This is a genomic window from Blastocatellia bacterium (assembly GCA_035573895.1).
In the GTDB taxonomy this organism is placed as follows: domain Bacteria; phylum Acidobacteriota; class Blastocatellia; order HR10; family HR10; genus DATLZR01.
The window spans coordinates 1-20,166 of the sequence record DATLZR010000078.1 but is presented as its reverse complement, the minus strand read 5'-3'; the positions used below and the strand labels follow the sequence as shown (position 1 = coordinate 20,166).

At 57.9% G+C, this 20,166-nt stretch carries 14 protein-coding genes; 2 read left to right on the top strand and 12 right to left on the bottom strand.

The genetic code is table 11. From position 1 onward, the window contains the following. The 8 genes from VNM72_08045 to VNM72_08010 all read right to left on the bottom strand — a co-directional run. A partial coding sequence (locus VNM72_08045) for an NF038122 family metalloprotease (protein ID HXF05353.1) occupies nucleotides 1-3,352 on the bottom strand: 3,352 nt, incomplete at its 3' end. 589 nt (nucleotides 3,353-3,941) lie between these two features. Continuing rightward, a complete protein-coding gene (locus VNM72_08040; protein HXF05352.1) occupies nucleotides 3,942-4,505 on the bottom strand; it encodes a zinc-ribbon domain-containing protein in 564 nt (187 codons plus the stop codon). Nucleotides 4,506-4,511: 6 nt separating this feature from the next. Further along, on the bottom strand, nucleotides 4,512-5,057 hold the full coding sequence (locus VNM72_08035; GenBank protein HXF05351.1) for a DUF6249 domain-containing protein: 546 nt from the start codon (nucleotides 5,055-5,057) through the stop codon (nucleotides 4,512-4,514). Between the two features lie 141 nt (nucleotides 5,058-5,198). Beyond that, nucleotides 5,199-6,983: an RNA polymerase sigma factor RpoD gene (gene rpoD / locus VNM72_08030; GenBank protein HXF05350.1), complete on the bottom strand. Its 1,785-nt coding sequence runs from the start codon at nucleotides 6,981-6,983 to the stop codon at nucleotides 5,199-5,201. Nucleotides 6,984-7,061: 78 nt separating this feature from the next. Beyond that, nucleotides 7,062-8,873, bottom strand: a complete 1,812-nt coding sequence (gene dnaG, locus VNM72_08025; GenBank protein HXF05349.1) for a DNA primase — start codon at nucleotides 8,871-8,873, stop codon at nucleotides 7,062-7,064. A 192-nt stretch (nucleotides 8,874-9,065) separates the two neighbouring features. Then, nucleotides 9,066-11,468 (bottom strand): endonuclease MutS2, encoded by a 2,403-nt coding sequence (locus VNM72_08020; GenBank protein ID HXF05348.1) that lies wholly within the window; start codon nucleotides 11,466-11,468, stop codon nucleotides 9,066-9,068. A gap of 207 nt (nucleotides 11,469-11,675) precedes the next feature. Continuing rightward, nucleotides 11,676-13,055 carry an aminopeptidase P N-terminal domain-containing protein gene (locus VNM72_08015; protein HXF05347.1) on the bottom strand — a complete coding sequence of 460 codons (1,380 nt, stop codon included), beginning with the start codon at nucleotides 13,053-13,055 and terminating at the stop codon, nucleotides 11,676-11,678. Nucleotides 13,056-13,092: 37 nt separating this feature from the next. Continuing rightward, complete coding sequence (locus VNM72_08010; GenBank protein ID HXF05346.1) at nucleotides 13,093-14,703, bottom strand: cellulose synthase family protein; 1,611 nt, start codon at nucleotides 14,701-14,703, stop codon at nucleotides 13,093-13,095. A 902-nt stretch (nucleotides 14,704-15,605) separates the two neighbouring features. Between VNM72_08010 and VNM72_08005 the strand changes: the two genes are divergently transcribed. Together VNM72_08005 and VNM72_08000 are read left to right on the top strand one after the other, a co-directional pair. Next, nucleotides 15,606-15,920: a hypothetical protein gene (locus VNM72_08005; GenBank protein ID HXF05345.1), complete on the top strand. Its 315-nt coding sequence runs from the start codon at nucleotides 15,606-15,608 to the stop codon at nucleotides 15,918-15,920. A gap of 189 nt (nucleotides 15,921-16,109) precedes the next feature. Continuing rightward, nucleotides 16,110-16,574, top strand: a complete 465-nt coding sequence (locus tag VNM72_08000) for an SNF2 helicase-associated domain-containing protein (GenBank protein ID HXF05344.1) — start codon at nucleotides 16,110-16,112, stop codon at nucleotides 16,572-16,574. 621 nt (nucleotides 16,575-17,195) lie between these two features. Here the strand turns inward: VNM72_08000 and VNM72_07995 are convergent. The 4 genes from VNM72_07995 to VNM72_07980 form a co-directional block, all read right to left on the bottom strand. Then, entirely contained in the window at nucleotides 17,196-17,342 is a 147-nt protein-coding gene (locus VNM72_07995; protein ID HXF05343.1) for a hypothetical protein, read from the bottom strand. Between the two features lie 667 nt (nucleotides 17,343-18,009). Then, entirely contained in the window at nucleotides 18,010-18,363 is a 354-nt protein-coding gene (locus tag VNM72_07990) for a type II toxin-antitoxin system PemK/MazF family toxin (protein ID HXF05342.1), read from the bottom strand. Beyond that, entirely contained in the window at nucleotides 18,344-18,619 is a 276-nt protein-coding gene (locus VNM72_07985) for a ribbon-helix-helix protein, CopG family (protein HXF05341.1), read from the bottom strand. Before VNM72_07985 ends, VNM72_07990 begins: the two co-directional genes overlap by 20 nt. A gap of 602 nt (nucleotides 18,620-19,221) precedes the next feature. Further along, nucleotides 19,222-20,166 (bottom strand): RHS repeat-associated core domain-containing protein (locus VNM72_07980; GenBank protein ID HXF05340.1); only part of this gene is annotated, 945 nt, incomplete at its 5' end.

Here is a 20,166-nt window from a genome sequence, read left to right as displayed (position 1 = left end):
AGAAGCCTTCGGGGACGAGCGTGCCCGGCGTCACGGCGTCATTCCCCGCCAGAGAGAGAACGGCCGGATTGTACCCGACAGTCAGTCGCATGGCCGACACGCCACGACCTTCGCTGAGCGAAATGGAAACCGTGACCTTTTGCCCGGGCTCCACCTGCACATCGGAAATCGCCAGCATTCGAGGAGGCGGCTGGGCGAACGCCAGTGAAGTCGAGAATGTTTCCCCATCAGCTTCCTCCCAAGGTCTTGCTTGTCCTTTCGGCAACAGCACCCCGACACCAAATGCCCCGTCGCCATCAGCGCGCACGCCGCTATCTCGCACCGGAGACTTTATTGGTCTGTGATCGCCAGGACGGTTTCGTCGCTCGGAATCAGGCGCCAGCAACGGTTTATAAGTCGCATCATCCTCACGAACGACAACACCCGGCCTCCAGGAGTCGGCCGGAGGTCCTGTGACGCTGCCCCAATCACCATCCCCAATCTCTTCGACGAGCTGCTCTGATCCACCCGTCCCCGATGTGAATGAAACCACGGCCCGAATCAAAAAGTTGATGGGCGTTCGATTCCCTTGTTGGTCAACGAAGGAAGCTCGGCCATAGCTCATCCCGTTGTCTGTTGAGAGGAAGGCCCGGCCCTGTTGTGGACCATCCACATCGGCCCAGAAAACGACACCGCCCGCCGGAGTCGGCGCCTGAAAACCGACATAAATATCGCCCGATGTGATGGGGGGAATGCCCGAAAGGGTAAAATCCACGAACCGTCCGCTTGAAGGGATAGTCGGAATTGTCACGGTGATCGGATCAACCAGCAAGGTGGGATTCGCCGGCGGACGTCCCGCCTCGGATGGATCAGCAAAGAGGATCAGTTTGATCTGCGTCCCACTCGGACTCGGAAGTCCTGATGCCCGGGCTAAGAAGATGCGAACCGTTTTCAGCGTGGCGGGATACTTCGACGGTGTTAATCGGTTGACCACTATCGCCCCGTCCCGAACTGCACCGCTTTCGACTGTCCCGTCATCGGTAGATAGCTCCTCGGTATCGGAGGTTGATCCCTGTCCCCGGAGTGAAACGGTCACGGTAGCTTCATCGGGATCATTCGTGGTGAAGGTGAGCGTGCCGGTTTGCAGGCCGCTTGCTGCCGGACTGAAGCGAACGATGACGGCCTGTTCTTGTTTTGGATCGAGGGTGAAGGAACCTGTTGGCGATTGGACGCTGAATCGAGCATTGGATAGGGTGACATTACTGATCATGAGCGCTCCATCGCCGAGGTTTTGTACCGTCAGCACCCGTTCCCTTCGTCCGCCAATAGGCGTTGCCCCAAAGTCGAGCGTTGTCGGCTTCACCTGAATATCCGGTGTATTGGGTGGTAGTACGGTCACCGTCGCCGTAACAGTGAAATCGGCTTGGCCCGGACCGAAATTTCCCACGGCAATAAAATAATCGCCCGTTCGCAGAGGGGGTGAACTGAGAGGCGTGATCGTGAGCGTCTCATTTCCACTCGAAGTTTCCGCTCGATAATCGGCTATTACGCGCCCGCCCTCAATTGTGACCCGCTGGCCGAAGCGTACAAACAGGTCAGTGTCGGCTCTTCCCATTGTCGCCAGCTCGACTCTCAATTGGCTGGCCCTTTCAGGAACGGCGATCCGGTATTGAATCCTGCCCAGAACACCACTGCCAGACGGGGGAGCCGGAATCGAACCGCTCGCGGGGACGCCGGAGGTTAAAACGACTGTATCTGTCCGGACGGTGACGGAGATGGTAAACGCAGCCGCATCCGGTCCGAAATTCGCAACAGCGATGAAATACTCTCCCGGCTGGAGCGGAGGGAAACTCGTCGAGGAGATCTCAAGAGATTCGTTCCCCTGTGGATATTCCACGCTATAATCAGCCACCGGACGCCCACCGTCAAGGACGACCCGCTGGCCGAAACGTACATAGAGATCGAGGTCTTGAGTTCCGCTCGCTTGCAACGCAATGACGATCGCGGTCGCTCCCTCAGGTACACGGAGACGAAATTGTGTTGGGGCTAGAATGCCATCAGGCGCCGACCGAGGAGCCTCGATCATTCCGCTCTGTGAACCCTCCGAGGGGAGATCAATCGTCGCCTCCGGCATCTGCGAAGCAACAGCCCCCTTGAGTCGGTAACCGAAAAAGTCAAGCGCAGTGAGGTCGTTGAGTGTGATGACATCTCGATCGCCCGGACGGATGGCGGGATCCATAATTCCGATGAACTGTCCGATCTGCGAATCGTCCTTCCAGTGTGAGGCTTGTTGACGATCTCCTCCGCTTCCATCAGGGCGTCCGGTTGAGAGAGGAACCTCTCGGCCTCCCACGAAAAAGACTTGATCGCCGCCCGAAGAGAGGACTCGGTTGGCTGTGGGAAAAGTCTCCTTCGTCACGCCCGGACGGAACCGGTACAAGTCCCACAGGGAAAGTTGAATCGAGGTCCCAGGGTCAAGCTCTCGGGCTCCTGTCCGCGAGATGAAGCCCAGAGCGTGTCCGATCTCGTGTACGGCGACCGCGTCGAAATCAGTTTTGCCAGAGTCAATCCCATCGCTCGGATCAAAATCGAATGAGAAATTGGAATTGAAACCGATTCTCGGAGGAGGACCAATCTCCCTGGACTCGGCATCGGGATCGGCCACCGGACGGAGGACTCCTAAAGCCCGAAGTTGAGAATGCGTGGCTGCGGTGGTCGAGGTGGCTCCGATGTCGGTGGGGACGCTTGACTGTGGAAGCATCTCGTAGAGCGAGCGCTCAGCCATCCCGGTCGCGCCTGACAGCAAGCGCTGCCGCACATCCGAGTAAGGCCCAGACAGAAACGTTTGACTGGTCACTCCGAGGGCTCCGGAGGGAAACGGTTGACCGAATCGCGTGGGGCCAAAATCCACATCAATGATAACGGTGATAGGCGTCCGAATGAGCGATTCCCAGGTAGCCGCTGCGCGGAGAAAAGCGTCTTTCGCTTGGGGGAAACCCTCCAGTTGCTGGGTTGCACGAAGAATGATCTTCAGCCCCGTCTGTTGCTGACTCAAGCGAAAGGACACGACCGGACGCAAAGGGACAGCCAATTCCTGCCAGGCTGCCGCGCGAGCTTCTTCCTCAGACAGTGACCGGCAGACCACGGCGCCCTTGTCCACCACGAGGACGTGCCCATCAGCAATGGGCGTGAGTCCAGTGAGACCTTTCGGCCATCGAATCTGTCCCGGGACGGAGGACCGGGCGTTCTCCGATTGATTCGGTTCTCGTCCATCGGCTCTTCCACTTGTCCGTCCTTCCGTAAAAGGAGCCGGAATTCCGGCGACCGTTAAAGTCAGGATGAGGATACCTACAACGATTCGACCCCTCCTCATCGCCCGCGGTGAAGACGTGACGCACGTTGGAATCGGCTTCCCCTTCATGACGCTCGATCTCCCGGCTCTGAAAGTTTGCCCTCCGTCGCTTCGGTGCGAAATGTTGTGGGGGATCAAACTCCTCAACGCCCCACCGAGCACTTGCACGAGCAGAAGAAGTGACCTCCTCAACATGCGATACGTATTCGCGCGTCCGCGAATCTGGAGCTGAAGTCCCCTAATCGCTGTATCACAAACGTTCTCCTTCGTGCCGTAAAACCGAGGGCGATTCTAGTTACCGCGTCAAGCGAAGTCAAGCAGGTATCGCGATAAGGGGAATCCGACGACTCACGGATCGCATAGGGACAGGCGGGAGGACGGACGAGCAAGTCCTGCGCCAATTCTTTCCTTGCAAAGAATCCACAACGAACCCGGATGAAGCCCGCTCGCTAGCAACCATATCTGCCGTTCATATTGCGGGAGGGCGACGACATCTTTGTGCGCATCACCGAGTTCCGATTCCACCTCGTCCCAGTTACACTGGCTGCGCGCATGATCCCACTCCTGGAAATGGCATCAGCCTTGACCGGCGACACAGGCGGCTCCACCATCACCGGTTTTGCGTGCGAGGCGATTCGTAACCCTGGTTCTCGAGGGGCATCGTCGTTTGTTCGGTGACACTCGGAGCCATGCGGAGAGTCTCACCAGCCGTAAGAGAAGGCGACGGCGGACTCTCTCGAGCTGTCTCGACAGTCGAAGGCGACACCTTCGGACCCAGCTTCCAGAAAAAGAGGCCGTTGATCAGCAACCCCACGCCCACCATGAAGGGAATGACTCCGCACAGGGCGACAGCTCGGATGATCGGCGCATCTTCAGGTCTCACGTCAGGACGTGTGGCAACAGCGTTCAGGAGGAAATAGAGGAAAATCGTAATGCCCGCGCCCGTCAACATGGCGATGATGCCATTGCGAATGTCGTTCAAGCGCCTCTCTTCCGGCGTTGGTTCACGCTGCTTGCCGAAGATCATTTCCATCAGGGATGGCCAGGATGATCCTCCTTTGGCCGAACGCGACCGATGTAGAATCACGTCTGAAATGAGAGCGAGGTTGAGACCGCAGGTCGTGCAAAACTTTCGATCATCAGGCGAAAGGGTCCCGCACTGAGGGCAGTACATGACCGTTCACTCCTTTTCGCCACGTCGTGATGATGCCATCTCCGGCGATTGCAGGGGAAGCGTGGTGTGCTCCGTGACCCGAGGAGGCTCCACCGGAGGAGCCGACGCGATGGGGGTTCTCCATTCGGAGGACGGCGTCGTCTCTCGCCGCGATGACCGGTGCGGTGTCCAGCCCGCCGAGGATGCATCCGCGGTGAGCTGCTCCGTCGGACCGCGGCGGATCGGTACATCTACACCTATCATAAGACGCGGCGATGCGACGAGCACGGCACTGATGGATCGGCCCAGGCCGATGAGGAAAATGAGGAGTCCGATGGCCGCCATTCTCATACTGCCGAAAAAGAAAAGGAAGAAGAGAGCGAGACCGATACCGGTGAACATCTGATGGACTCCGTGACGGAATTGGTTGACGCGAGCGAGGATGGCCTTGTCGTCTTCTCGTTCGGACGGGCTTTGCTCTAATGCCTGGGAAACGATCAGAAGATTTGTTCCGCACCCGGTGCAGTACCGCTGACGGTCAGCCGCCGGGCGACCACAGCGTGGGCAATACACGTTGCCTCCTTGGGTTGTTGACCAGGGACTCCTCGGTCGAGTCTCTTTCGATCTCTTCCAAGAAATCGTGGACGCATGACGCGTCGAGCAGGTGCTCGCCTGCCCCTTGCTGAACGGCATCCCCGACTGGAGCGCGGGGAGTCATCTCTCATCGGCCCCGTCGTAGAAGCAGCGCAGCTTGCGCACCCGCTTGGGATGGCGCAGCTTGCGAATGGCCTTCGATTCAATCTGGCGGATTCGCTCGCGGGTGACGGCGAAATGCCTGCCGATTTCTTCCAGCGTGTGTTCGACGCCATCGGCATTGAGGCCGAACCTCATGCGGATGACCATCTCCTCCCGCGAGTTGAGATCTTTGAGGACCTCGTCGGTCACCTTGCGCAGATTATTGGCGATGACAATATCCATCGGGTTCGGCGACCGCACATCTTCCAGGAGTTCACCGAGATGATTTGATTCATCCTCACCGATGGGCGTTTCCAGCGAGATGGGATCCTGCGCCAGGCGTAGCATTCGGCGGATCTTTTGCGCCGACAGACCCATTCGCTCGGCCACCTCTTCGATGGTCGGTTCCCGCCCAAGCTCCTGCACGAGGGAGCGTGACATTCGAACGATCCGGTTGAGCGTTTCCACCAGATGAACGGGGACGCGAATGGTGCGGGCTTGATCCGCGATGGCCCGGCTGATGGCCTGTCGAATCCACCAGGTCGCATACGTCGAGAACTTGTGTCCGCGACGATAGTCAAATTTCTCCACCGCCTTCATCAACCCGATGTTTCCCTCCTGAATGAGGTCGAGGAACTGAAGGCCACGATTGGTGTACCGCCGTGCGATGGAGACCACCAGGCGGAGATTGGCTTCCACCAGTTCGTTCTTGGCCTGGTTCACTTCGGCCTCGCAGGAGCAGATCGTTTGAAACGACCGGGTGATCTCGAAGACCGGGATTCGATATTGCTCCTCGATCTCGCGGAGGCGACGCCGCGCCTGTCGCACCTGTTTTTTAAGCTCCGCGTCTCGAGCGGCATTCTGGGAAGCGAAATGAATATCATTGAGCGCCTGTTGAATCTGCTCGTCGAGCTGACGGACCTCCTCAGCCACCCGACGCACAGCGGCGATCAATCGAGCTTGGAAACTCGGCGTGAAGTCCATACGAGAGACCAAGCGGGCAATCATCACCCGCCGTCGCGCCAGCTGGTAGGTGAGCCGCACGAGCGCTCGGTTCGACCCCCGGGCCGACACACGCCGGGTCATGCGGGGATAGACCGGTAGTGCGGACGTCGGCAACCGGCGGTTATCATTTTTCCCGTCCCTGTTAGCCATGACCTTCTGATAAATCGTCTCCAGCTCACTCCAGAGCCGGCGGATATCAGCAATAGTGCGTAAGGTTTCGGCCACATACTTCTCGATCACCGAGTCGGTGAGCATCTCCGCGTCGGGAAGATTGATCATATCCCGGATGTTGATCTCTCCGCACTCCAGCTCGGCACCGGCCCGGAGAAGCTCCTCCACGGCGATGGGTGAACGCGCGATGGCTCGCCGCAGTCGCAGCCGTCCCCGTTCAATGCGTCGCGCGATGGCCATCTCCCCCTCGCGGGTTAACAGAGGAACAACGGCCATCTCTCGCAGATAGACCCTCACGGGATCATTCGCATAGTCTTCGTCCTCATCATTGTCGAACAGGGGTTCAGCCTGTTCCTGGCTTTCCCGAGGAGATGAAAACTCATCCTCCGAAGAGGCGGAAATTTCGTCCGGATCACCCACGGGGATTCCGGCGGAATCAATCGTCTCCAGGATGGCTTCGATGTCTTCGGGAGAGACGACATCGTCGGGAAGTTCACGGTTGATGTCATCGAACGTGAGATAGGACTTTTCCCGTCCGAGGTCGAGCAGTCGCTGAAGTTCATCGCGGTACTTTTCATTGAGCATCATAGTCCGTTCTACTCCGAGCTGTCAGATGTGCCGTGATAATTTTGCGCCATGCCGCAGGGGACGTCAATCGCCTGACGCTCATTGGGTCTGCCTGTGCGTCGCAGACAGACCAGGTGAAATGTTCATCAATGATCGGGCCAGTGCCGCTTTGCGACGCAACAACTCATCCACATCGTCTCCGTGTTGCTTCGCGCGCTCGATCTCCCATTGGAGACTGTCGAGCTGCCGTTGCAGACGACGCCGACGCAGGGCTCGCACGCAGGCGCGTGCTTCGTCCAGCAACGATTCCGATGAAGCCGAGGGATCGCTGAGCAGCGCCCGCTCGATCAGATCGAGAAGAAACTCATTCTCACCCAGCCGATCTCGCCACTCCAGGTACGGTATCGGCGCATCCCCCGCCCGTCGAAGCTCGTCAAAAATCTTCGCCGTCGGCAGTCCCTCCTGATCCTCCGGTTCCATTTCCGCCAGAACCACCGGACAAAGCTCGGGGCAGTTGAGCAAGATCTCCAACAGCCGTCGCTCCGCCGCCGTCATGTCTTCGCCCGGAGGCGTGACGGTCATCTCACTCCCTCCCTCAGGAGAACGACTTTCGCTTGACGACTGACGACGAAACTCCTCCCGCACAACGCGGCCATCGAGGTGGAGCCGCTCGGCGAGGTGATCGAGACTGGCAGCCCGCTCCACTTTATCGGGGATGTGGGTGAGCGTGGGAAGAATTTCACGTAAGGCCTTCGTTCGCGCGGCAGGAGACCTGATGTCTTTTCCCGCCAGGGCCTGATCGAGGAGGAAATCGAGATATCCTCGGGCCGAATGAGCTAAACGAACGTAGGCCTCAACGCCGTATCGGCGCACGAACGAATCGGGATCTTCTCCCTCCGGCAGCACGAGAACAGCAACGTCGAGCCCTCCGGCCAGCAACCTCTCGATATTTCGCTGCATGGCCGCCCGACCCGCCGGATCGGCATCGTAGTTGATGACCACGCGGCGAGTGTATCGTCCGAGCAGTCTCACCTGATCATCCGTCAACGCCGTTCCCAGAGAAGCCACAACATTCTCGACTCCCTCCTGAAACGGGAGCGCATAATCGAAATACCCTTCGACGAGGATCGCAAATCCCTGACGGCGAATGCCGTCGCGTGCCTGATAGAGACCGTAGAGCTGTCGCCCCTTGCTATAAATGGCCGTATCAGGCGAATTCAGATACTTCGGTTGCTCATCGCCAAGGGCGCGCCCGCCGAAACCAACGATACGCCCCTGACTGTCGAAAATCGGGAACATCAGGCGGTGACGGAATCGGTCATAATATCCGCTGGCATCTTCGCGAAGAACTACCAACCCGCTTCGTTCAATTTCATCCCGCCGGATGTGTCGGCCGAGCAGGTGCGCCGTCAGCGCATCCCAGCTCGCTGGCGCATACCCCAGATGCAATCGGCGGACGAGGTCCGGGCGAATTCCACGATCGGCCAGGTACTGACGCGCCGCCTGGCCGCGCTCCGAGGCCAGACAGGCCTGGAAGAACTCGCCGGCCAACCGATAAATCTGAAGCAGGCGCTCGCGCCATCGCGCTTGCGCTTCGATCTCGGGGGTGCTGGCAAAAGCATCCCGGGGAACGGGAATGCCGCACCTCTCGGCGACGGTCTTCACCGCTTCGGGCCAGGAACAGCCCTCCATTTCCATGACGAATTTGAAGACATCTCCTCCGATGCCGCAGCCAAAGCATTTGAAGATTTGCTTGGTCGGATGGACGGCAAACGATGGGGTTTTCTCCCGGTGGAAAGGACAAAGAGCGAGATAGTTCGTCCCCCGCTTGCGGAGAGTGACATAATCGGAAATGATCCGAACAATGTCCGCTTGATCACGAACCTGATCGGCAAATCCGCGCGAGATCATAGGTCACGCTCTCCAACGCTCGTAACATTTTCTCGTTCGGCTCTCTCCACGTGTGTGGATACGGGAGTACGAATCTCGATGCTCCGCATGTAATGCCGGAGAGCAATCGGTGTTGATCCTTTCGCCTCTCCTCGCTGGAACACGGACGGCCAATGGTCCTGCATCTGTGGGCTGAGAGACCTCTCTCCCTCCTTATGCCGGCTTCAGGACGACGAGTGTGACGCCGTCAGCTCCCTCATGCGGCTCGCCTGCGCGAAAACTGGCGACATGAGGATGGTGCTGCAGCATCTCGCGAATGGCTCGACGCAACGCGCCGGAACCAACGCCATGAATAATCCGAACTGTCCCTAACGATGCCAGGGACGCCTCATCGAGGAAACGGTCGGTCAGCTCCAGGGCTTCCTCCACCGATTTCCCCAAGAGATTCAGCTCCGGCGGAAGACTCCCTCGGGATCTCACCTGGGCAATCACCCCCGATGACGAGGAACGAGTTCGTTGTGGCGGTGGACTCGACGCGTGATCCGTTACCACATCAAGATTGGCCAGATCCGTTTTCATGCGCCACGATCCCACCTGAACTTCCGCCTGATCGCCTGCAATATGGACGATTGTGCCCATCGTGTCAATATCTCGCACTCGAACGTGATCTCCCACGGCGACGCCCACCTCGAGCGCAGGAACAAACCGTCGGGTTTCCTTTGGTGGAGGCACCTCGAACGAGATCGCGCGCGCCTCCTGATGAAGCTGCGAGCTGATCTGGGCGAGGCGACGTTGGGCCGCTTTTTTCACGTCTCCGGCGGGATGTCTCTCGGTGAGCTGGGCAAGAGCCTGCCGAATCTGCTCCGAAGCCATCTGGGTCAATCGCTCGATGTGAGTCTGGATTTCCTTCTGCCGGTCTAGCTCGCGGCGCCGGAATTCCTCATCGAGCCGGGCGTAGCGTTCGGCCACCGCGTCGCGCTCCTGCTCCAGGGCGGTCCGCAGAGCCTGCTGACGTTCGTACTCGGCCTTCAGATGCTGAAGGTAGCGGTTGATCTCCTCGGTCGTGCCCTTCAGATGTTCTCGCGCCGAGGCGATCATCTCATCGGGCAAGCCGATGCGTCGGGCAATGTCCAGACCGTTCGACGTTCCGGGAATTCCCATGATCAACCGATACGTTGGCCGGAGCCGAACCTCATCGAATTCGACGGCAGCATTGACGACGCCGGGCGTGAGCGAGGCATACATCTTCAGTTGGGGATAGTGCGTGGCCGCCACGACCAGGGCTCCTCGCCGACGGAAATAATCCACAATGGCGATGGCCAGCGCTGCCCCTTCCTCGGGATCGGTTCCCGTGCCCACTTCGTCCAGGAGCACGAGAGCCGGCAGCTCCAGCATTTCCGCCATCTCTTTCACACTCTTAATATGCGCCGTGAAGGTGGAAAGGTTGGCCACAATTGATTGCTGATCGCCGATGTCAGCGAGGACGTGTGTGAAGACCGAAAGCGTCGCCTGCGTCGCGGGCACGTGGAGTCCCGATTGCGCCATGAGACAGGTCAGACCAATCGTCTTCAGGGCAACGGTCTTGCCTCCGGCATTCGGTCCGCTGATGATGAGGACGCGCGATGCAGCGTCAAGCTCGACCGAGATGGGAACGGCGCGTTCCCCACGTTGCCTGAGCAGATGATCGAGCAACAGGTGGCGCACATCGGTGAGCGAAATGCGCTCGCCCTCGGTGACCATCGTGGGTTCAACTCCTCCGAACTCCCGCGACAGTCGCGCCTTTGCCGCGATGAGGTCAATCTCGCCGAGAAGATGGACGAGTCGTTGCACCTGCGGCAATTCAACGCGCAGCCGATCGCTCATCTCCAGGAGGATTCGGGAAATTTCGACCTGCTCCAGCTCCAGCAGACGCACCAGCTCGTTATTGAGGTCAATCGTCGCCAGCGGCTCGACGAACACCGTCGCTCCCGAGGACGATACGGCGTGAACCACGCCGGGAATCTGACCTCGGTGGGTCGCACGAATGGGAATGACGTATCGCTCGTTGCGTAAGGTGACGATCTCATCCTGCACCATGCCTTCGGGCGACTGGCGCATGATGTGTTCTAACTGCCGGTAAATGCGTCCTCGCAGATGGTGAATCTCGCGACGAATCTCAGCCAACGTCGGGCTGGCATGATCGTCAATCTCTCCCGACGGCAGTATCTTGCCCCGCAGCGCCCTCAAAAGTGGCCGGAGATCGGGAATTTCTCCGACAAGAAGAGCCAGATGAGGATATTCGTTCCTCAAGCCCTGAAGAGAGGCACGAAGCGTCTGGCCGGCCTCGATCAGATGGATGAGTTCGAGAATCTGGCGCGGATCCAGTCGAGCCCCCTCGACCTGAAGAAGGCGCAAACTCTCGCTCGGATCCGCCAGCCCACTCAATCCAAACGGGCTGTGATGTTCAAAGTAGCGGACGCAATCCGACACCAGTTTGAGGGCACGACGAATCTCCTCCGCGTCAGTTGAGGGGTGCAAAGACAACGCTCGCGCCCGACCGAGCGGCGTTTGTGTTCGCCCCGCCAGAAGTTCCTTCAGCTCCTCATAATCCAGAGCGACGAACGTCTGTGGATTCATAATCCAGTCACCAATTATAGCATGTGTGCCCCCACGCCATCGGTCGGCAGTTCTTATCGCCCCCGCAGTAGAGCACCAACTGCCCTCGACTCGCGGAAACGCTAAGGGGCTGCCGACAATGATAATCTCCTCCCCGGAAATCCTCACCGGGATGAATTGGAGACTTAACGCTCATCGCACCGAGGCGAAGGCACACTACCCATCACCTCATCGTGGCATCGGTCTATTCCTCCCGATGAGCTTCTCGATTTCATCCGGAGAGCTGGGAATATGTGCCGATAGCTTGACTAGTCCTGTTTCGGTCACCAGGTAATCGTCTTCGATTCGCACGCCGAGATTTTCGGCGGGGAGATAAATCCCAGGTTCGATGGTAAAGACCACTCCCGGCGTGAGCGGTTTTGAATAATCCCCGACATCGTGCACATCCATGCCGAGATAATGCCCCAACCCGTGAATAAAAAACCGATCGAGGGTCTGGCCGTCGCTCGACCGAAGCGGACTCGCCCGCATGAACTCAATAGCCGCTCGGTGCAGATCCCGTATGGTCGTGCGCCCGACCCGAAAAGCGGCTTCCGCGGCTTTTTGCGCGCCCAGCACCAGCTCATAAATTTGACGCTGGCGTTCGGTGAACCGACCGCTCGACGGGAGAGTTCGCGTGATATCAGCCGTGTAGTATTTGTACTCGGCTCCGATGTCAACGACGACCAGTTCGTTCTCGCCGATCTGTCGGCTGTTTTCCATATAATGAAGGATGGTCGAATTCGGCCCTGACCCGATGATGGAGGGAAATCCCGCGCGCATGGCCCCGTTACGCAAAAACGCCGCCATGACGAGAGCCTCCAGGTGATATTCGTAAAGTCCCGGACGAAGAGCGGCCATCACATCAGCATGCGCTTCGCCGGTGATGCGAACGGCCTCCTTCAGCAAGGCGATCTCCGCAGGCGACTTGACCCGTCGCATCTCATCAATGAGGGGTGTGACATCACGGACATCAGCCTCGGGAACGATCTGGCGCAGCCGTTCGATGAATTCCTGCTCCGACCGGAAGCGGGCGCGAGGGCCACGAGGAACGACCGTGTAGAGAATGCGCGTCTTCTCGGCCAGCCGCTTCAACTCAGCCTCGAATTCGGTTGTTGACAACGCCCGCTGAACGCCGAACGTTCGCTCGGCTATATCTCCGGGTCCGATCTTCGGTCCGGTCCAGCGTTCACGCGCAGGATTTCGTGGCGGGAGAAAGAGAATCTCTCGCGGCCCGTTTGATTCCATGGCTGCCAGGATGAGCAACGCCCTGGGAACGTCAACTCCCGTGAGATAGAGGAAATAATTTCGCTGACGGAACCTCTCTACCTCACCGAATTCCTCTTCGACCGCTCCGGAGAGGACAACGATGCCGTCTTTGGCCATCTCCATCAACCGCTCGCGCCGTGCACGATAGTCCCCGAGCGGCTGACCCGCGAGATGCTGCGCCTGCTCCGATGGCGCCGACCTGAGCGGTGCCGATGAGCCGGGACCCGACAGCAAGAGTCCATAACCTGCAACGACATAAAGCAGCAGGAAGAAAAAAATTGCACGAAAGCGTTCTCTCATGACCCTCCCCCGCAGGGCATGGCACGACGGTAGGCGTTCATCGGGATCGCCTCGCCACTCGACCATGCGTGACCGAGATAAGTCCCGTCATCCCATAGCCGATAAGAAAGAGGAAGAGGAACGGAATCGTCCCATAAATCCGGATGTGCAGGGCATAGGAGACGACGAAGACAAAATAAACTGCCAGCATCAATTCGAACACCGGCATGAGATCGTGACCGAAGGTGTACTTCTTGTCGCGCCACTGATCTCGTCGCGATTCGATGCGAAACTTTGGCGTTCGAGCAAATGCTGAGCGCACGCCCAGCACCGCCTCGACGATGGCGAGCGCATTATTGAGAGCCAACCCGATCCCTACCGCCATGACCAGTGGCAAGTACTTCAACTGCCGTTTCCAGTCGGGGTACAGATACCACAGAGCCGTTCCGTAATAGACCATCACCGACACGGTGGCGAACAGCAAAACCGGAACATCCAGGAGCAGGAGCTGGAACCACCCCTGATTGAACCGTGCCAGTAACACCGGATAATGAAGCAAGCTGAGCAGGATGACCAGTGGCGCATTGGCGTTGTTGGTGAAGCGGAAGAAAAGTTCCATCTTCGTCGTGCGCGGGAGATCGCTTCGGAAAATGCGCGGGATCAGTTTCAATCCCACCTGGAACACGCCTTTGGCCCAGCGGCGTTGCTGGACTTTGAAGGAGTTAATGTCAACGGGCAATTCCGATGGAACATCCTCGTCCAGGAGATAGATGCACTTCCACCCCAGGAGCTGAGCCCGATAGCTCAGATCCGTATCCTCAGCCAACGTATCCGTGTGCCAACCGCCGCTCCATTCGAGCGCCTGCCGCCGCCACATTCCAGCCGTACCGTTAAAGTTGAAGAGCGCTCCGGATCGGCTCCGCGCCGTTTGCTCCACAACGAAGTGGCCGTCGAGCATGATCTGTTGAATCCGGGTCAACAAATTATAGTTGGCGTTGACATAACTCCATCGCATCTGAACCATTCCCACCTGAGGGTCGGTGAAGTAGTGAATCACCTTCCGAAGGCAATCGGGGCGGGGAATGAAATCGGCATCGAAGATGAGGATGAACTCACCCCGCGCACGGGTCAGCCCCTCGGCCAGCGCGCCTGCTTTGAACCCGCGTCGGTCGTCCCGGTGAAGATAGGAGATGGCGAAACCTTCGCGCTGATACTTCTCGACTTCCCGCCGGGCGATCGCTGCCGTCTCATCGGTGGAGTCATCCAGAACCTGGATCTCCAGCCGGTCGCGGGGATAATCGAGCGAGGTCACCGCTTTGAGCAATCGCTCCACGACATACATCTCGTTGAACAGAGGGAGCTGAACCGTCACCGTCGGCAGCTCGGTGTCAGAGAACTGGCGCACGGGCCGTGGCTTCTGATGGCGATACCGCAGGAAGAGATAAACCAGCCGGAAACGATAGAACCCGTAGATGGAAAGGATGGCTAAGATGCCAAAATAAGTCCCGATGACGATCAGGTCGAAGGCGTCGAGACGATAGAGATAGCTGACGTTGGGTTCGCCTCGGTCCAGACCGAGGACGCGACGGACAATTTCGGGAATCGGTTCGGGAACATCCAGATCAACCTGCCCGACCAGAAGCACACGGAGCATGAAACCAAATACCATAGCGATCTCATCACCTCCGCATCAACCTCCTCTGTGCGAAAACAAGTCGAAATTCTACTATGCTCCCTTGCCGTGTCAACATAAAGGCAGTTGTCCGAAGAATTCTCAAGGGTGAAGAAAAGGGGAAGGCCACGAGAATGACATAGGGATTTCGGTAAAACTAGCCCGCATAATCGAGAGCAAAAAGAGCAGAGTCCCGAAATCAACATCGAGGAATTTTATCGGTTCAGCCAGCCTAGCCTGGATTTTTATTTTTTGAGGAATTTCTGTGTCTTTCGGAATTACCTGACGAAGTTTTGACAGGCGGGGTCCTGGCCTTGTGTTATCGAAGCCAAACGGTAGAAAGTCGTTGATGGAAGAGAGGAAATGATCGTTTTTTGTGGCGTATGGTTCATTGAATCTTGTTCCCCCCACAGGGCACTTTCTTTCTCTGGGGTGAGACGTCGGAAAATGATGGACGACGCCTATCGGCAGGAGATGCTAGCAAGCGGAGGAAGCAGCGAAAGACAACGCGCAAGAAGGAGATTCCCTCCCACCCTTTTCATATCTCGTCCGACGAACTGATCAACCTCGTGTCGGGGTTGCGCGGTCGCATGTCGTCGAGACAGCCGGCACGGTACACCGTTCTGCTGCCGAGCACTCCAGATGAGCCCTGGCCTTCGCTAGGGTGGCTGCGCGAGACGGCGATTCCTGATGCCCCACCCCGAACTTCGCCCCTGGGAAGTAGAAGGTCTCAGATTGAGTGTCACCGACGTTTTGCAAATGCCTGTTCTATGCGATGAACTCGAGCACTCCACCGACCTCGCTTCTGCTGGAGGCAGTGGATCTGGTGCTGGAGATATTGACGCAGCACCGATTCGCTCCCTGGCTTCGCCCAAGACGCCACGAACCGATGTCATGCCGTGTGGCAGCCGGTACTTGATCGTGCTGAAGATCAAAAGTCACTCACGGCGCTGGCTCAAGCAATACCAGAGGTCTACCGGTGCATCGTCCCAAACGGATCGAACTCCATTGAACGACCGGAGCTGCGAGTTCGTCTCCTGCATTTCTTCGCCTCCATCACCGATGCGGCGGTTCGAGACAGGCTCGCCTGTCACCGCTATGATACCGAATCGGGTTGGTTGCCAGCGTTATTCTCAAGCGACTCGATCCTTGACGGTACGGAAGCGCGACTCCAGCTGCTGGAAAAAGACTGGAAGCGCTGGAGCGAGCCGTAGCGCGTGCCGCCAGGCCCCACGCCGTTCCGAACATGCTTCCGACTTAAGCCGCCCCCTGATGGTTCGAACAACTCTGGCCTGTTCGTGCCCAAGGGGCGCCAGTGGGCTTTGAGGTTCTTCCTTCAGACCGCTGATGATCCGAGTCTTCTCATTCCTGCTGACAAGGTCTGGACGTCGTCAGCTCGCCAGATGAAGTTTCTCACCAGGCGCTTTGAAAATACTCAGGAGCGCTTGCTGGCCGATTTGAGTCGTGCGTCGCGGTTTTTTGCGCCACTCAATCAGAGCTTGAAGTCAGCCCGGCCTGAATCCTGCGAGCTGAACACGCAGGAAGCTTATTCGTTCTTGCGAGAGGTGGTTCCGCTGCTGGAGCAGTGCGGATTCGGCATGCTCGTTCCGTCATGGTGGGACCGCCAAGCCGGAGCGACTGAGGCGTGGGGCATCCGTATGAAACTCTCGCCGCCTAAAGACAAGGGCCGCGTCGCCGGACATGGGCTGAGCTTCTACGGCAAACATGGCAAGAAGGGGGTAGAGATGCGTAATGCTCATCCCCTCAGTCGCTCACATCAGCTTCACATTGTATTTGGGGCCGCATTAGCGATAAGCAATACCAATTGCGGCTTGTGGACGGGCGGATTTCGGATTTACAAGTTTTGATCCTGTAACCGGTTATCCGCAATTCATGAGGGTTTTCCAAAAGGCAATCGGTATTAGGGCCTCCGCTGTCAATAATTACAGAACGGGTTGGCCGAATCCACCTGGGAAGTGCTAGGCGTCAGCCCTCAGCTCCAAGCTGAAAGCTGACAGCTTCCACGCCTCGTGCCTGCAAGGCCCTCTAAGCCCGCCCGGCGCAGACCGCCGCGAGTCTGTGCGCTCGGTGACCCGCCCACCCAGAACGCGAAAGGCCTTTGCGGACCGAGCTACCAGATGACGGAAACTAGGCCTGAGGCCGTGATGACGTCCTTGCGAGTAATTAACGCTGCACCGAGCGCTTTGGCCGTGGCCGCGATGATCCCATCAGGCATCTCCGGATGAGCTGTCGAGGAATTTGCCGAAGCGCCGCAAGGACAGCAGCATCCAGTTCCCCCAAGCGATAGCTGAGGCTGGGCTGGGTCACTTTGGCGAGCAGATCATCCATAATGATGTGCTGGAATGCATCCTTTCTCACCGAGATAAATCATTTCGACGGCCACGATCGGCGGAATAAGGATGAGCGCTTGCCCGGCATCCGCTTCCGTGAAAGCGGCTCGAGCGGATGGGCGTCTGTGACGTAGCGTTTCACCCCTCCTCTCCCAGGCCGGCCCAACATTCCCGTCGGGCTTCATTGATCTCCTCGACGCTGAGTGACACCCCGGCCCACGTGCCCAGAAGCGTCAGCGGCTTGACCGACGCCTCGGCCTCCGGCTGTTGTGACAAGTGCTCCATCAGTTGCCGTCGCTGCTTTAGGGAAAGGCGCTGCACCGCTTCCACTGCTGAAAGCTATTCTTGTCTGCTCTCATGCGCAAATCACCTGCTTAACGCACTATAACGTGCAGGCAAACAGCGGGCAAAAGCCTGCCACGCTTTCAAAGTCCGCCCGGCGCAGACGGATGTGAACCTGTGCCCTCATGACCCGTTCCCTCAGAGCGGCGATAAGGCGGTTGTGCCCTCGTGCAATTGTGAACACGTGTTAACGATCATTCAGAAGCTGAAAGCTGTCTGCTGAGGGCTTAACCTTTGAGCGAGTCAGGCGCGAGAGCCCGTCGCACCCCAACTCCCGTACCCCCATGCTGATCACTTGCCAAAGTGCCTGAGGTGCTTGGGTGGCCGCAGGCTCCCCTAGCGTAGCCGATCCAAGATAGCCCGGTCACAATCCTCACACGAGAGATCAGCGCCCAGATGGTGATTTTGTTCGACGTCATCGCATCTCTCCTTGTATACTTATTTATCGTTCATTCCCCATGCCTCAGCGACTCAGGCGTCTGCTGGGATATACCTGAACCATCAAGCGCAACTGGCGTTACGCATCCATGCATGTCTGACCCCTGGCTTATAAGTGTTGCGGCGGCGGTGAGGGCGCCGTCCCGGATGTTGTCAATGGCTGTGAGAGGGGCTAAATCTCTAGCGCCAGCCTCAGCCTCTTTTTAACCTCCCGCAGATCGCGCGCCGTCAGACGCCCCAACTGGTGACGCACCAGCGCGGGTTCTATCGTCACCAAGAACGACTTGACCAACGAGGGCATCAGCAAGCCGGCTTGCTGCCAATCCTGCAAGGGGTAGTCGGTCGGCGCCGGGTGCTGTGGAATCTGTCCAGTGATCGCCGCGAGGATAATATCGGGCTCCGTCTGATGGTAGGTGGCGCCGCTGATCACCACGGCCGGGCGCTGCTTGGTCGTCGTCAAGTCGGCGTATGGGAAAGGCACCAACACCACGTCGCCCCGTTGAAACTTATGACTTGGTCTTGGCATACCGCCCCGGCCTCCAGTCATCGTAAACCGCATCCTTCTCATTCTCCCAGATCCGGCGTAAGGCCGAGTCGGCCAAGGCCATGAAGCCGCGCCGGTCCGAGGTGCTCCACGACAGCGTCTGCCCTTTGGCTTCGAGGTAGCGCCGGACGGCCTCGCGGAAGAGTTCGCTGCGGGTCCGCTTCTCCACACGCGCGAGCCGATCCACCTCCTGAAGCAGCCCCTCGGGTAAGGAGATGTTAATGACTTTCGTGGCCATAGTCTCTCCACCTCAGCTTTATGTAAAGTTTCCACAAAGATTGTGGAGGGAGGAGGGCTGGTTGTCAACGTCGGGGCAACGCCCTCAAAGTCTGCCCAGCGCAGATGAACGCTTGCTTGTGTGCTCGTGACCCGTTCCATCGGAGCGGCGATTAGGCGTTTTGTACCCTCGTGCGATTGTGAACACGTGTTAACGATCATTCAGAAGCTGAAAGCTGTCTGCTGAAGGCTTAACCTTTGAGCGAGTCAGGCGCGAGAGGCCGTTGGACTCGAACTCCTGCACCGCCGCGCCAATCACCTGCCAGGCTGCCTGGGGTGCTTGGGTGGCCGCAGGCTGCCCCAGCGTAGCGCCAAGATAGCCCGGTCACAATCATCGCGCCAGAGATCAGCGTCCATGTGGTAATTCTGGGTAACATCATCATAGCTCTCCTTGTGTGTTTATCTACCGTTCATTCCCTATGCCTCAGCGACTCAGGCGTCTGCTGGGGTGTACCTGAACCATCAGGCGCAAGTTGCGTTACGCATTTATGCATGTCTGACCCCTGGTTTTCCGAGAGATCAGCGCCCAGATAGTGATTCTGTTCAACTTTAACGAGGCTCTCCTTATGGATCATTAGGCTTTTTATGTCGTTCTACACAAACGCACCTCCATTTCTCTATTCTAACTACACGAATTGCCCAATGAGAGAATTTTTTAACCTTTCTGTATCCCGTATAGACAATACCTATCATTTCCCCTTTCTCTTTGACCACATGCGTATACGGCTCTTCTACTTCCTTATACTCTGGATAGGTACTGGCCTCGGCTGCGAGTGTCTTGACCCACTCTGGGTACGGGCACTTCCGACCTTCGTATTTAGATATAAATTCACACCATTCATATGCCTTCTTCAGCGCATTCTCCCAAGCCCGCTTCCACAACCTATCTCGCAATTGTTGATTCCTGTGCCACTCATTGATCACACCTTCCTCATCCGGGTTCAGCAGCGGTGCGAAGGGGTTTTCCTTGGCTTGCCCGAAAGTATTAAAGTCCATGCCACAAGGATATGAAAAGCTTATAATCTCTAGCAACCACTCCCAAGGGAACCCTGTAGATGGCTGCTGCCAAAGGATCGTAAAACGGCCCAAAGGATCAGTGGCGTCCAGAGGCGAGTTTAACGCATAAGCATAGGCATTACCCAAGTTCGAGCCCCACCCTAGGCTGGAATCCCACCACAGCCGAACGAGATCCCTCTGCACAAATCGGCCCATGCGAGGAGCGTGGTAGCGGTTCCTAAACCAATATACCCCCGCTTCGGGATCGAAGCGGCGAGCGGTAAAAAGATACGGGTTGTCTGCGGAGGCTTGCATCAGGCTCGGTGTACCGTAGGCATCATAGGTCACGCGATCCGTTACGCCGCTTGTCGTGTCCGTTAACGCCGCGACGTAAGTCTTGGCGTCTTGGTGGTAGAAGAGAGTTTGGTCTATGGCGCCGTCATCATTCACGTCTTTGTCGAGAGTGAGTGGCTCGTCAATCCACACGCCATAGACATACTGCTGTGTCGAGTT

What these genes read in the sequence shown, in the direction of transcription:
- VNM72_08040 (HXF05352.1), bottom strand. Translation starts at nt 4,505, where the DNA reads ATGTACTGCCCTCAGTGCGGGACCCTTTCGCCTGATGATCGAAAGTTT.
- rpoD (HXF05350.1), bottom strand. Translation starts at nt 6,983, where the DNA reads ATGATGCTCAATGAAAAGTACCGCGATGAACTTCAGCGACTGCTCGAC.
- dnaG (HXF05349.1), bottom strand. Translation starts at nt 8,873, where the DNA reads ATGATCTCGCGCGGATTTGCCGATCAGGTTCGTGATCAAGCGGACATT.
- VNM72_08020 (HXF05348.1), bottom strand. Translation starts at nt 11,468, where the DNA reads ATGAATCCACAGACGTTCGTCGCTCTGGATTATGAGGAGCTGAAGGAA.
- VNM72_08015 (HXF05347.1), bottom strand. Translation starts at nt 13,055, where the DNA reads ATGAGAGAACGCTTTCGTGCAATTTTTTTCTTCCTGCTGCTTTATGTC.
- VNM72_08010 (HXF05346.1), bottom strand. Translation starts at nt 14,703, where the DNA reads ATGGTATTTGGTTTCATGCTCCGTGTGCTTCTGGTCGGGCAGGTTGAT.
- VNM72_08000 (HXF05344.1), top strand. Translation starts at nt 16,110, where the DNA reads ATGAAGTTTCTCACCAGGCGCTTTGAAAATACTCAGGAGCGCTTGCTG.
- VNM72_07995 (HXF05343.1), bottom strand. Translation starts at nt 17,342, where the DNA reads ATGGAGCACTTGTCACAACAGCCGGAGGCCGAGGCGTCGGTCAAGCCG.
- VNM72_07990 (HXF05342.1), bottom strand. Translation starts at nt 18,363, where the DNA reads ATGCCAAGACCAAGTCATAAGTTTCAACGGGGCGACGTGGTGTTGGTG.
- VNM72_07985 (HXF05341.1), bottom strand. Translation starts at nt 18,619, where the DNA reads ATGGCCACGAAAGTCATTAACATCTCCTTACCCGAGGGGCTGCTTCAG.